This is a genomic window from Tolumonas osonensis, from assembly GCF_014202415.1.
Lineage (GTDB): Bacteria > Pseudomonadota > Gammaproteobacteria > Enterobacterales > Aeromonadaceae > Tolumonas > Tolumonas osonensis.
Window position 1 is genome coordinate 163,004 of sequence record NZ_JACHGR010000001.1, and the last position, 14,373, is coordinate 177,376.

Below are 14,373 nucleotides of genomic sequence, written 5' to 3' on the forward strand. Positions count from 1 at the left end.
CTCTGATAATGAAATCAGAATTTGGTGGAGCTACGCGGGATCGAACCGCGGACCTCTTGCATGCCATGCAAGCGCTCTCCCAGCTGAGCTATAACCCCACAATGCTGGATGCAACCGTATAACGGAAGCGAGACGAATAATAGGGATAGCCTGTTACGCTGTCAATAACAATTCCGTCACGGGTAAACCAAGTGGTGAACAAATCACCAAAAGAAAACGGCCTCATCGCGAGGCCGTTGTTATCTTTGTCGTAATCAGTCAGTACTGAGCATGATCAGGCGTGCAGTGAGCGATCACCACGGGCAATGCCACACACACCGCTGCGTACGACTTCCACAATGTCCGTCACCTGAGCCAATGTATGCAAGAAGGCATCCAGCTTATCGCTGCTGCCGACCAACTGCACGGTGTACAATTCAGGTGTGACATCCACGATCTGACCACGGTAGATCTCGGACATACGCATCACTTCATCACGGGAAGCACCGGCGCAGCGGGTTTTCACCAGCATCACCTCACGCTCGATATGCGCGCCTTCGGTGATATCCGATACCTTCAGTACATCGACCAGTTTGTGCAATTGCTTGGTGATCTGTTCGATCACCTGAATTTCACCAGTGGTAACGATGGTCATACGGGACAAAGTAGCATCTTCTGTTGGCGCTACAGTTAATGACTCAATGTTATAAGCACGCTGTGAAAACAGACCGACGACACGACTCAAAGCGCCAGCTTCGTTTTCCAGCAGGACAGAAATGATATGTCGCATCAGGTACGCTCCGTTTTACTCAGCCACATTTCGTTCATCGCACCGAACTTGATCTGCATCGGATAAACGTGTTCATCCGGATCAACGGCGATATCCATAAACACCAGGCGATCTTTCAATGCAAAGCACTGTTCCAGCGCGCTCTCCAGATCATCAGGATGATCAACACGGATCCCGACATGACCATAGGACTCGGCCAGTTTGACGAAATCAGGCAGTGAGTCCATGTAGGAATGGCTTTGGCGGCCACCATAGAACATCTTCTGCCACTGTTTCACCATCCCGAGCGAACGGTTGTTCAGGGCAATGATTTTCACCGGAATACCGTATTGCAGGCAGGTAGACAGTTCCTGAATGTTCATCTGGATAGAGCCGTCGCCGGTTACACAGCAGACAACCTGATCCGGACAAGCCAGTTTCGCGCCCACCGCGGCAGGGAAACCAAAGCCCATGGTGCCGAGACCACCTGAGTTGATCCACTGACGAGGACGGTTAAACGGATAATACAGTGCCGCGAACATCTGATGCTGACCAACGTCAGATGCGATGATCGCTTTGCCTTCTGTGACCTTGTACAGCGCTTCAATCACCTGCTGAGGCTTGATCACCGCGGCTTCTTTCTGGTAACTCAGACAACGGCGGGCACGCCAGCCATCAATCTGTTCCCACCAGTCAGCCAGGCCATCATTGTCCGTATCCAGCTGCATTTCGCTAATCGCATCCAGCATCTGTTCCAGAACCGTATCCACCGCGCCAACAATCGGTACGTCAACCGGCACGGTCTTCGCGATCGAGGTTGGATCGATATCAATATGGATGATTTTGGCATCCGGACAGAACTTGGCGACATTGTTGGTCACGCGATCATCAAAACGCGCACCCACCGCCAGGATCAAATCAGCATGATGCATGGCATTATTGGATTCATACGTACCATGCATACCCAGCATGCCAAGGAACTGATGATGAGAACAAGGGAATGAACCCAGGCCCATCAGCGTTGACGTTACCGGCAGACTGAACAGTTCAGCGATACGCATGATCTGCTCGCCGGCATTGGCGGCAATCGCACCGCCACCGATATACATCACCGGTTTGCGGGCATCGGCCAATAGCTTGGCGGCACGTTTGATCTGACCTTTATGACCTGATTTGGTCGGATTATAAGAGCGCAGGCTCACTGACTCAGGATATTCGTAAGGAACCTTGATTGCCGGATTCTGCACATCCTTCGGCAGATCAACGACCACTGGACCCGGGCGACCGGATGCGGCGATATAAAATGCCTTTTTGATCGCTAAAGGAATATCAGCGGCTTCTTTACACAGGAAGCTGTGTTTCACTACCGGACGGGAGATCCCGATCATATCGGTTTCCTGAAACGCATCGTTACCGATCAGACTGGTTGGCACCTGACCAGACAGGACTACCAGTGGAATAGAGTCCATATAGGCCGTTGCAATACCAGTGATACAGTTCGTTGCTCCCGGACCGGAAGTGACCAGTACTGCACCCACTTTACCGGTTGCGCGTGCATAACCATCCGCCATATGAACCGCTGCCTGCTCATGACGAACCAGAATATGCTCGATTTTGCTGTTCTCGAAAAGGGCATCATAAATATCGAGCACAGACCCGCCGGGATATCCGAAAATATGTTCGATCCCTTCGTCTTCGAGCGCTCGTACTACCATTTCCGCGCCTGATAACATCTCCATGCTAAGCCCTCCCAGGCTTCTCTCGATTACGTGAAGTTTGCTCGCGCTGCCGCCTGAAGCGGACTTTGTGCCACGCTGTTCATCCTTAACAGGTAACTAACGGGCTGCGGAGGCTCCCGGTAGCTTGTCACTTGTCCTGCGCTACGACCCGCCTGACAGTACAATCAGCTACCTATCCGGGTGGAAAAGATCATCCGCTTGCCGCAATAGGGGTTCTATCCTAACGATTCTTTGCCGTTACGCCAACAGGCAACATACCTTAAGAACAGTTTCACTATATCGCCAAGTCAGCCCGAGCGATCAGAGAGGACTCAAAAACGAGGGGCAAGTCATGAAAAAAACGCTCAGACCTGCATGATCTGGCCATTCGATAAATCCATTCCCATACCCAGTTCATGGATACGTTCCATCACTGTTTCCGGGAAAAGAACCTGACGCCACAATCTTTCTGCCAGCACAGATACAGGCTCCTGACGTCCTTTTGCCAGCCAGACAGCAATTGCGGCGGCCACATCCGGATAGTAAACCTGACCATTATTTTCCGAGCTCAGCCATTGACGGACCAGTCCCGGATCGAGCTGTTGCATGACATGAGCCAGTCCCAGCAGTTCCAGTGTCATCGCATTTGATGCCTGCTCAAACTGCCCCTGCAACGGTTTCAACAGTAGCCGTTTACCCAGCGTCAGCGCTTCCGAAGCCAGTTCAAATCCGGCATTACAGATCACGCCATGACAACCACATAACGCTTTTACAAAGCTCTCCCTGCCAGGCGGCATAAAACGCAGATTATTCTGCTCAACCGGCACCGTAAATTGCGGGTGAAAACAGATAAAATGTCTGGATTTAAAGCGGGATAACAGCTCAAAAATGGCATGAGGAGATTCAAAGGGCAGATACACCAGAATATCCCCGCTTTCCTTGGTGGGCTGCAATGTTTCAATGACCGGTGGCAGAATAGGAAAACCAAAGTGATACCAGTGCAGCCCAACGGCATGATGAACCGGCGCGAAATGACGCATCATAAGACGCCCGAACATATTGTTACCTTTTTGCGGGATCCCGTAATTGAACGAGGCCTGATGACTGATTCCCAGACTCGGTATTTTATTTTTTTTAGCGGCCCATGCGGTCACCGGCTCAAAATCACTGACCACAAAATCATAATCATGCAACGGCAACTGCTTGATATCACCTAACAATCGTAATAGCTGGCTGCGGCCGACCGTTGCCAGTAAATCAATGGAACCATCGCGGGTCACAAAGGTGAGACCCGGCAAGGACTTGTATTCACCGAATTCATCCATATCGAAATAGGCGTGTGCTTCCCTGCCGCTCAGCACATAATCCACCGCAACCTGTTCCCGTTGTAACGCCCGGGCAATCATCCGGCAACGGGAAATGTGTCCGTTTCCTGTACCTTGTACACCGTATAAAATTCGCATTCTTATCAACCTTTAAGGCAACACACACCACGCGGCGAATAAACCCAGCCCCGCCCCGGCAATCAGATCTGTCAGATAATGCACACCCAGCAACAAACGCGATGCGCCGATAAATCCGGCCCAGATGAACGCAAACCACAACATCATGGGATAAAACACCGCAATGGTTTCTGCCATCAGAAACGCGGCGGCAGTATGTCCTGAAGGTAGGCTGTAACGATCAGAAGGAGTAATAAAGACCGGCAGATTACGTGGCCGTTCACGTTTAAAACTGTTTTTGAGAACCCAGTACACAGGCAGTTCGACAGTGAAAGCCATCACTGCATACAGAAAAAAATCCTGTCCACGGACACCATCACACCAGGCGAGAGTAATACCCAATAACAGATAAAATGGGCCATCGCCGGTACGGGATATATAGCGGCTGATTTTTGCCTGAAACCGGTTATAACCGTGCAATAAGAAGAGCTGGCTGGTTTTTTGATCCCAACGCTGAATAAATTGCATATTCTTCTCCGCTTACAAGGTCTTTAAATACCAAATTAAAAGCAGAGCATGACAATTCGTTGAAAGAGGGATAACAGAATAGTGACAGAAGAGAGATCCGGCATTTATCGACGATAAATGCCGGTTATATCAGATTATTCAGCCGTTACAGCAGACTGTTCAGGCACACGCCACAACAGGCTGACAACCAGTGCCGCCAGGGTTGGCAATAACCATGCGAGTCCCATATCAAACAATGGCAGAAAATTCATTGCACTCAGGTCAAAACCTGCCGCCTTGATACCATCCAGAGAGCCGAATAACAGCGCAACACTCAGTACCAGACGGAAAGCAACGCCCTGGTTGAAAAACCAGCTGCGCATAAAGGTAAGGGCAACCAGCGCGACCGCAACCGGATAAATAGCCACCAGCACAGGAATAGAGATCACCAGCAGTTGTTTCAGACCCACATTCGCCACAATCGCACATAACACGGCAATCACGACGGCACACTGTTTATAGCTGAACCGTGGCCATAGGGTATGGAAGAAGTCAGCACAGGCAGAGGTCAGACCGACAGAGGTTGTCAGACAAGCCAGACCAACGATGCCGGCCAGGACGACCGAGCCCATTGGGCCGAACAGTTGTGCGACATAGGCAGCAACCAGTTCACCCCCATTCTGCGGATTTGCAAGAACACCACCCGCAGTGCCACCAAGTCGGAACAAAGCGATATAGACCAGCGCCAGTCCAGCGGCAGCAATCACACTGGCCACAGCCAGATAACGGGTTTGCTGTGAAACATTATCGACACCGCGGGATTTCAGTACATCAATAATCAGCATGCCAAACATCAACGCGCCGAAGGTATCCATGGTGTTATAACCTTCCAGCAGTCCCTTCACCATCGGATATCGCATATAGTCAGGCGAAACCGCCGGCACGCCGCCCTGAGGGGCAATCAGTACCGCGATACCCAGCACTGCCAGCAATAAAGCCAGTACCGGAGTCAGTACCTTGCCAACCGCATCCAACAGTTTACCCTGATTCAGTGAAAGGAATAATGTGAGCCCAAAATAAGCCGCACTGAACAGCGTCAGGAATAACTGACTATCCAATGAACCAATAAACGGTTTTACCGCCATTTCATAGGTCACCAGACCGGTACGCGGTGTCGCGAATGCAGGGCCAATGATGATATAGGTTGCGATAGCGATTGATGTACCGACCCAGGCCGGCAACATCCGGGTCATGGTCAGCAAACCACCACCGGCATAGGCAATTGCAAGCAGAGTCGCCAGCGGTAAACCGACCGCGGTGATCAGAAATCCCACCATCGCGAATCCCATGTTTTCGCCAGCAAGATATCCCGCCATCGGAGGGAAAATGATATTACCTGCCCCCAGAAAGAAGGCAAAAGTCATAAAGCCGAGACCAAGCAAGTCGGCTCGCGTCATGGTTTGTTTCAAAATTAACTCCAATTACACCGGATTGTCAGCTCTGACTTCCTGTCAGATAACAAACCTTGCCGGAGCGCATGAACCATCCATGGCAGCGAACAACACAAAGGCCTGAAAAGGGATGCAAGCATACGTGAGCTTTCAGACTGAATAAAGCTCAAAATGCAGAAAAATAACCACATCAGAGCCATTAATGCCCTGAATCCGATATTTTATGCTAATAAGACGTGGAATTAAGAAAATAACTTATCTCTGTGTAAAAGCCAGCTTGATAGCCAAAGCAGCAAATACACTGCCGGCAACCCGGTTCATCATCACCTCTGCCTTAGGACTCTGACTAAACCAGTTGCCGACTTTTCCGGCCAGGAGACTGATCAGACCAAATACCAGCAAGGTACAAACTATAAACACAGCCCCCAGCTCCAGCAGTTGCAAGGTCAGATGACCACGCGACGGGTCGGTAAACTGGGGTAAAAATGCCAGAAAAAAGATGGAAACCTTGGGATTCGTGATGTTCATGAAAATACCGCGTCGGTAAAGCGTCATTTTATCCAGAGAAGAGGCGTTCAATGTGCCCAGTCCACTGGCGCCAGCCCGGAATGCACCCCAGGCCAGATAGAGCAGATAAGCGGCACCGCAAAGTTTGAGGATGGTAAACGCCAGCAGAGACTGCTGAAAAATGACAGCCACGCCCAGTGCAACCGCGGACGTATGCACCAACAGCCCGGTACACAATCCCAGCGTGACCAGGAAGCCGGACACCGTTCCCCGCAGCATGGACTGTGTCAGGACGAAGATATTGTCCGGCCCGGGAGCCAGACAAAGCAGCAGGGAGGTAGTAAGGAATAACAGGAAAACATCCGGACTCAGCATCACTCTCTCCGTAAAATCAGAAAACCGGGTCCGATTCTAGCACTATTTTTACTCTTCGGGCGCAAAACACCCGTCCCGTTCGACACACTCATCACAACTGGGAGAACGGCAGACATAATTGCCACCGGTAGCACAAAGCTGACGGTAGAAGAATTTCTTCCAGCGCATGTTCTGCGTGTTCAGCGCCGCCAGCTCAGGAAAACAGCATTGCATCAGCTCGCGCAGACTCTGTCTCGAATCCAGCCCCAGATCCTGCCAGAGATGATTGTAGCCCATACTGGCCACAGCAATGATCCGGGCCATCGGTGCGGCATCCGGCAGCAGATAAGCGGACAACCACTGCTCCAGCTCCTGACACTCCGGCTCACGCATCGCCAGCAGTTCGGCAAGTAACTGCTGACGTTGTTGCTGCAGCAGCCCCATCACCACCGATGGCACATTACAGGTGATTAACAGTTGCTGAAACTGATCCGCATCCAGCCCCATATACCTGGGTAACTGACTGCTTCCGGTCTGAAATCGCCAGACCAGCTGTGTCAGCCATTCCTGCGCAGAACCGGATGGCTCAGCCGTCAACACTGAGACCTGTAACGGCATATCACACCGGATGGCCTGGTTCATAATGAATCGCTCCTTCTACCGGGCAGATCTGGATACAGCGCGGTCCGGCAATATGTCCTTTACACTCATTACAGCGTTTGGCAGAAATGGTGAAGATTCGGTCCTGCTCGCGGACAGCCCGTTTCGGACACACCTCAACACAACTGAAACAGCCCACGCATTTGTCTGTAATAGAACAGCTCATTATGCCACTCCGCGAACATGTAGCTTCACGTCATGTTTGTCTTTCGGCTGTAGCTGCCACCACGCCGTTAATGCTTCCCGGATAGGCTGCCAGGCGTAATCCACGACTGGTTGTACCCCTGCCGCTTCCAGCTTCTGCCACGGACCAAGCCCTAAACGGGAGCAGAATACCGCATCCATGTCCGCCAGCAGATTGAGCGTGTCCGCCATCACATCATCATGGTCATCACACTCGGTCTGCCCCTGACAATACTGCGCCACATGACGTTCCCCCACCAGCGTGACGCCTTCGCCACTGATGCTGTAAATATGGAATCGCTTCGCATGACCGAAATGCTGATCAATGACCTGTCCCTGTTGCGTTGCAACTGCGACCAGACGGGCATCTTCGTCGTCTGAAGCGCCGGCGCTGGCAATCGCGGCCTGAACCCGGGTTCGTTGCTGCATGACAGCGGAATAGTCCTGTTGTTGTGCCGGCAATGCAGACAGGTTGAATTCCTGACTGCGATCCTCGCCCAGCATACCGACTGCATCCGCGCGGCATTGCTGGCAATGCGCCATCTGCGGCATAAAGGCGCCGCTGCGTTCGCGCACCTGCGTTACCTCTTCCGCGGTCGGTTCACGTTGACCATTCAGACCATAATAGGTGCCATGTTCGGGTTTGGAGATCAGCGGCATAATATTATGCAGGAAGGCGCCCATATCCCGGATCGCATGGCTGACTTCGGCCAGATGCAGATCATTCACCCCCGGGATCAACACCGAGTTAATCTTCACCAGCACGCCGTTTTCCATCAGTTTTCGCATGCCTTCGATCTGCTGATCGATCAGGATCTGCGCGCCTTCCTTACCGCGGTAACGGACGCCATCGAAATAGATCCAGTCGTAGATCCCGGCAGAGACATGCGCATCAATCGCATTCATAGTGATGGTGACATGATCCACGCCCAACTCGACCAGCGAATCGACCGATTGCGGCAAAGCGAGACCATTGGTGGAAACACACAGTTTCACATCAGGCAATGCCGAACGTAATCCTTCCAGCGTATCAAACGTGCGGGTCTGGTTTGCCAGCGGATCGCCCGGACCGGCAATACCGATCACCGACAATTGCGGAATAGCGGCCGCGACCGCTTTTGCCTTCTGTAGCGCCTGTTCTACATTCAGTAATTCAGAGACCACACCGGGACGGGATTCATTGGCACAATCATATTTACGGTTACAGTAATGACACTGCACATTACAGGCCGGTGCTACCGCCAGATGCATGCGGGCATATTTATGATGAGCACTGGGTGAATAACAGGGATGATGCGCCACTTTCTCAGCCTGTGCCATAGAGAAATCCGTCGCGCTGTGTGTTCCCCCGCAACCATTGCCTTTGCTCTGGCTGCCACATTTTTGTCGCATTACCGCAGTATTGTTTGTCATGGTGTATCTGCCTTATTTCACCCAGTCTTTACCGGGAATAATGCAAACATCACTCCGGAATAAACAATAAACTCAACTTATTGAAAAATAAGAATTTTATGTTTGACGGAATAGCTACAAGATACGACAGAGATGTCACACAGAGACAACAATGTGACAAAGTGCACATAAATTAGTGAAAACATCAAATTTGCTAACCCGGTTTAGCCCTAATTTCGGGGCATTTGCTCAGATCTATTGTGTTAGATCAGGAAAATACCGAAAAATCTATTCTGACATCATCAAATGTCATTATTCCCTGTATAATGCGCGCCACAAAAAGTGTTATCGCTATTTTTATATCCCTGAACTGTTGGAGTTATCCTTCCATGAAAAAAACCAAGATCGTATGTACTATCGGTCCTAAGTCTGAACCGAAAGAAGTAATGGCCAAAATGGTTGCCGCTGGCATGAACGTTATGCGTCTGAACTTCTCTCACGGTGACTTTGAAGAGCACGGTGGTCGTATCAAGACTGTTCGTGAAATCTGCGCTGAAACCGGTAAGAAAGTCGCAATCCTGCTGGATACCAAAGGCCCTGAAATCCGTACTATCAAACTGGAAGGCGGTAACGACGTATCTCTGGTTGCAGGCCAGACCTTCACTTTCACTACCGACGTAACTGTAGTTGGTAACAACGAGCGCGTAGCAGTAACCTACCCAGGTTTCGCGAAAGACCTGAAAGCAGGTAACACTGTCCTGGTTGACGACGGTCTGATCGGCATGGAAGTTATTTCTACTACTGACACCGAAGTAGTATGTAAAGTAATGAACAACGGCGACCTGGGTGAAAACAAAGGTGTTAACCTGCCAGGCGTATCTATTCAACTGCCAGCACTGGCTGAAAAAGACAAAGCTGACCTGGTCTTCGGTTGCGAACAAGGCGTTGACTTCATCGCTGCTTCTTTCATCCGTAAGAAAGAAGACGTTCTGGCTATCCGTGAACACCTGAAAGCGCACGGTGGCGAAAACATCCAGATCATCTCTAAAATCGAAAACCAGGAAGGCCTGGACAACTTCGACGAAATCCTGGAAGTTTCTGACGGTATCATGGTTGCCCGTGGTGACCTGGGTGTAGAAATCCCTGTTGAAGAAGTTATCTTCGCTCAGAAGATGATGATCCAGAAATGTAACAAAGCGCGTAAACCAGTTATCACTGCAACTCAGATGCTGGATTCCATGATCAAAAACCCACGTCCAACCCGCGCTGAAGCTGGTGACGTTGCGAACGCGATCCTGGACGGTACCGATGCAGTTATGCTGTCAGGCGAGTCAGCTAAAGGTAAATTCCCGCTGAACGCTGTTTCTATCATGGCAACCATCTGTGAACGTACTGACCGCGTAATGCCTTCCGATCTGACTATCGAAAATGCTAACGATCGTAAGAGCATCACCGAAGCGGTATGTAAAGGTGCGGTAGAAACTACCGAGAAACTGGAAGCGCCACTGATCGTGGTTGCTACCGAAGGTGGTAAATCTGCACGCGCAGTTCGTAAATACTTCCCTAAAGCGAACATCCTGGCGCTGACTTCTAACGCTAAAACTGCACAGCAACTGGTTCTGAGCAAAGGCGTGACTCCGGTTCTGGTTGATAAACTGGACTCTACCGATGCGTTCTACGTACAGGGTAAAGAACTGGCTCTGCAGTCTGGTCTGGCAGCTAAAGGCGACATCGTAGTGATGGTTTCTGGCGCGCTGGTACCAAGCGGCACTACCAACACTGCATCTGTTCACGTTCTGTAATTTTTCAGACCGTAGCAGAAAAAGACAAACGCCGGTTCCTTTGGAGCCGGCGTTTTTTTATGCCGGATTTTAGGCTTTTTTGTGCGTGAGTTCGCGTTTTGCTATATCCTCTCGCTGGTTTGGTGCAAGCTGATACGGCTTGCCAACATTGACACAACCAATAACTAACGGTGAACACAGCATATGCAGAAACAGCGAATTCTCCACGGTCTGTTATCCGGATGCCTTCTTCTGCTCAGCACAGCCCTCTTTGCTGCCGAACAGTCTGAGCTGCCAACCCGTGCCAGTCTGGACAGTAAACTGACCAGCCTGAATAAGCGCGATACCCTGACTGTTGCAGAAAAAGCACAGAAGGAAGACATCGAACAGACAATTTCATTGCTGGATTCGATCGAAAAAGAAAAGATCAAAGTCAAGGATCAAGAACGATCACTTACCCGGACGCCAGCCAAATTAAAAGAATACGTCCGCTTATTAGAACAAATACAAAAAAATGACGCACAGGATACAGAACGATTAAAAACAGAACTCCGCGGACTGTCACAGACACAGCTGGACAGCCGTCTGACCGACTTGTTGAGTCAGTTACAAAATGCCCAGAATGAACTGGGAAACGCCAACAGTCAGTTAACTTTCCTGCAAACCCTGCCGGAGCGGGCTCAGACAACAATGAGTCAGGATTACCAGCGCATGCAGGATATCCGCAACCGGCTGAGTGGCCTGAGCACTAAACAGAGTAGCGAAATCACCCCGTCTCTGCGAATCAGACTCAACACCGAGCTGGCCTTGCTACAACTGCAACAGGAACAGCGCCAGAAAGATCTGGACAACAACACCAATCAGCAGGATCTGTATAACAAACAACGTGACTACCTGACTGCACAGATTGCGCAGTTGAATAACTGGATCCAACTGCTCCAGCAGCAAGTCAGTGATAAGCGTCTGACTCTGACGGAAAAAACCGTTGAAGAAAGCAGCGCTACCGGAACCGATAGTACACAAACGCTACCTCCGGTACTGCAGAAAGAACAGAAAATCAATCTGCAGTTAAGTCAGCAGCTGATTGATGCCACTCAGGGCGTTAACACGCTGGTCCAGGAAAACATCAAAGTCAAAAACTGGCTGGATCGCACCACCCAGACCGAGCAGAATCTGAATGAGCAGATCTCGGTACTGAAAGGCAGTCTGTTGCTGTCTAAAATTCTGTATCAGCAGCGGCAGATGTTACCGGATTCCGATCTGATTCGCGGTTCAGCAGAACAGATCGCCGATCTGCGTCTGGCACAGTTCGATGTTAACCAGCAGCGTGATCAGCTGTATCAGCGTAATGACTATATTGCGAAACTGCTGGAGAAAAACAAAGACAACGCTTTGACCGCCGAACAGATGACGATGCTGAATGAAACACTGGATGGTCGTCGTGAACTGTTGGAGCAGTTGAACAAGCAGCTGGGTCAGCAACTGAATCTGGCGATTAACCTGCAACTCAATCAGCAACAGCTGGAACGGGTCAGTAAATCACTGCAATCAACGTTGCAACAGCAGATTTTCTGGGTCAGCAGTAATAAACAGATGGATATAGCCTGGCTAACTGCGTTGCCGGGTGCATTGATGGCCCAGTGGCAAGCCGTCAGCCTGAGCGTCAATTTGAAATCATGGCTGCTGGATTCACTCAAAGTCTTGCCTGCCATCTTCATCATGCTGATCATCGCAGGCGTTATGATCTGGCGTCGTCAGTCCATTCAGCTCAAATTCGAAAAACTGGCGAAAGAAGTCGGTCAGTTACGCAGCGATACGCACAGCCATACTCCGAAAGCGATTCTACTGGTATTCCTGCGCACCATTCCGGGTGCCCTGTTTATCATGAGTGCCGGCCTGGCACTGGTATTCAGCGGACTGTCATCTCCGCTGATCATCTGGGAACTGTCTTTCCGTATGGCGCTGGCTTATATGGCTTTCGGCTCTATGCGTCGCATGCTGAAACCGGAAGGACTGGCACAGAAACATTTTGGCCATGACATTTATACCGTTGCGCACCTGCGTAAAGCCTTGCGTAATATCTGGTATACCCTGCTGCCGCTGATTTTTATCGCAACCCTGGGGGAACTGGATCCATCCCGTCTGGCCAATGATGTGGTAGGACAAATCATTTGTCTGGTCAGCCTGCTGCTGCTTTCTTTCGAGCTGTTTACGACGGTTCGCAAGCGTCCGAATAATCAGCAGACCGGCCTGTGGCGCACCATTACCGCACTGGCGTTTGGTGTGGTTCCCCTAGTCCTGATTGGTTTGCTGGTCTTCGGTTACTACTACACTGCGCTGAAGCTGAGCGCCCGTCTGATCGACAGTTTCTATCTGGTTTCAGTCTGGGTTCTGCTTTACGAAACCGCATTGCGTGGCCTCTCGGTAGCGGCCCGTCGTCTGGCCTACCGCCGGGCGCTGGCAAAACGCCAGCACCAGCAACGGAATGACAATGCGGAAGGCACTGAAATCGATGATAAACCGATCACGCTGGAACAGATTAACGAACAGACCTTGCGTCTGGTCAATGTTGCCCTGACCCTGGTATTCGCCGGCGCCTTCTACTGGCTGTGGTCAGATCTGGTCGCGGTCATCGCCTATCTGGATAGTATTACGCTGTGGCATCACACCGTGGGTACGGATGGTGGCGCCATACTGGAAGCGGTCAGTCTGCGTGATTTCCTGGCGGGTATCCTGATTGCGATGGTGACCTATATTCTGACCCGCAACTTGCCTGGCTTGCTGGAAGTGCTGGTATTGTCCCGTCTGCAACTGGCGCAAGGCACTTCGTATGCGGTCACCACCATCCTCTCTTATCTGCTGACAGCAACAGGTACCATCGCCACACTTTCTACCATTGGTATGGAGTGGAATAAGTTGCAATGGCTGGTCGCGGCCTTGTCTGTGGGTCTGGGGTTCGGCTTACAGGAAATCTTCGCTAACTTTGTCTCGGGTCTGATCATCCTGTTCGAACGCCCGGTTCGGATCGGCGATACTATTACGGTTTCCGGTTTCTCCGGTACGGTTAATAAAATCCGGATCCGTGCGACCACCATCACCGACTTTGACCGCAAGGAAGTCATTATTCCTAACCGCGCGTTTGTAACAGAACGACTGATCAACTGGTCACTGACCGATACCGTTACCCGTGTCGTCCTGCGGGTGGGGGTTTCTTATGGTTCAGATCTGGAACTGACCCGCAAGCTGTTGCTGCAGGCAGCCCATGAAAACCCTCGCGTCATGAAAGAACCGGAACCAACTGTTTTCTTCCTTGCCTTCGGCGCCAGCACACTGGATCACGAAATGCGTTTCTTCGTTCGCGAGCTGGGGGATCGTAACCCGGCCCTGGATGAGCTGAACCGCCGTATCGACCAGCTGTTTGCTGCAAACGGCATCAATATCGCGTTCAATCAGGTCGAAGTCACGCTGAAAAATGCGCGGGGGGATGTGGTCAACATCGATCCGGTAACCGCAGGTACTGTTGCCGGTGCTGCGGCTGCTGCGACACTGGAAAACATTGCAGCCGCACAAGCTGCCGCATTGGCGGCACAGCAAGCGAAGGATCAGGAACAGAAATAAAATTGCAGGAAC

The 14,373-nt window shown here is 51.0% G+C and carries 11 protein-coding genes and 1 tRNA gene; 2 read left to right on the forward strand and 10 right to left on the reverse strand.

Features of this window, described 5'->3' with window-relative positions:
- Positions 1 to 22: 22 nt before the first annotated feature.
- The 10 genes from HNR75_RS00745 to nifB all read right to left on the reverse strand — a co-directional run bounded on the left by HNR75_RS00745 (position 23) and on the right by nifB (position 8,983).
- A tRNA-Ala gene (locus tag HNR75_RS00745) sits at positions 23 to 98 on the reverse strand.
- A 176-nt stretch (positions 99 to 274) separates the two neighbouring features.
- Positions 275 to 769 (reverse strand): acetolactate synthase small subunit, encoded by a 495-nt coding sequence (ilvN, locus tag HNR75_RS00750; RefSeq protein ID WP_188025107.1) that lies wholly within the window; start codon positions 767 to 769, stop codon positions 275 to 277.
- Entirely contained in the window at positions 769 to 2,487 is a 1,719-nt protein-coding gene (locus tag HNR75_RS00755; RefSeq protein ID WP_188025108.1) for an acetolactate synthase 3 large subunit, read from the reverse strand. Before HNR75_RS00755 ends, ilvN begins: the two co-directional genes overlap by 1 nt.
- Before the next feature lie 344 nt (positions 2,488 to 2,831).
- Positions 2,832 to 3,929, reverse strand: a complete 1,098-nt coding sequence (locus HNR75_RS00760; RefSeq protein ID WP_188025109.1) for an MJ1255/VC2487 family glycosyltransferase — start codon at positions 3,927 to 3,929, stop codon at positions 2,832 to 2,834.
- A gap of 12 nt (positions 3,930 to 3,941) precedes the next feature.
- A complete protein-coding gene (locus tag HNR75_RS00765) occupies positions 3,942 to 4,436 on the reverse strand; it encodes a phosphatase PAP2 family protein (protein WP_188025110.1) in 495 nt (164 codons plus the stop codon).
- Between the two features lie 134 nt (positions 4,437 to 4,570).
- On the reverse strand, positions 4,571 to 5,884 hold the full coding sequence (gene brnQ, locus HNR75_RS00770) for a branched-chain amino acid transport system II carrier protein (RefSeq protein WP_281364910.1): 1,314 nt from the start codon (positions 5,882 to 5,884) through the stop codon (positions 4,571 to 4,573).
- A 237-nt stretch (positions 5,885 to 6,121) separates the two neighbouring features.
- Positions 6,122 to 6,748, reverse strand: a complete 627-nt coding sequence (locus HNR75_RS00775; RefSeq protein ID WP_188025111.1) for a LysE family translocator — start codon at positions 6,746 to 6,748, stop codon at positions 6,122 to 6,124.
- Between the two features lie 48 nt (positions 6,749 to 6,796).
- Complete coding sequence (locus HNR75_RS00780; protein WP_223157711.1) at positions 6,797 to 7,369, reverse strand: nitrogen fixation protein NifQ; 573 nt, start codon at positions 7,367 to 7,369, stop codon at positions 6,797 to 6,799.
- On the reverse strand, positions 7,347 to 7,553 hold the full coding sequence (locus HNR75_RS00785) for a 4Fe-4S dicluster domain-containing protein (protein ID WP_188025112.1): 207 nt from the start codon (positions 7,551 to 7,553) through the stop codon (positions 7,347 to 7,349). Before HNR75_RS00785 ends, HNR75_RS00780 begins: the two co-directional genes overlap by 23 nt.
- Complete coding sequence (gene nifB, locus HNR75_RS00790; RefSeq protein WP_188025113.1) at positions 7,553 to 8,983, reverse strand: nitrogenase cofactor biosynthesis protein NifB; 1,431 nt, start codon at positions 8,981 to 8,983, stop codon at positions 7,553 to 7,555. The genes HNR75_RS00785 and nifB overlap by 1 nt, the downstream gene beginning before the upstream one ends.
- Before the next feature lie 368 nt (positions 8,984 to 9,351).
- On the opposite strand from nifB, the gene pykF reads away from it, so the two are divergent.
- Positions 9,352 to 10,764: a pyruvate kinase PykF gene (gene pykF, locus HNR75_RS00795; protein WP_188025114.1), complete on the forward strand. Its 1,413-nt coding sequence runs from the start codon at positions 9,352 to 9,354 to the stop codon at positions 10,762 to 10,764.
- A gap of 183 nt (positions 10,765 to 10,947) precedes the next feature.
- Positions 10,948 to 14,361 carry a mechanosensitive channel MscK gene (gene mscK / locus HNR75_RS00800; protein ID WP_188025115.1) on the forward strand — a complete coding sequence of 1,138 codons (3,414 nt, stop codon included), beginning with the start codon at positions 10,948 to 10,950 and terminating at the stop codon, positions 14,359 to 14,361.
- Positions 14,362 to 14,373: the final 12 nt, after the last annotated feature.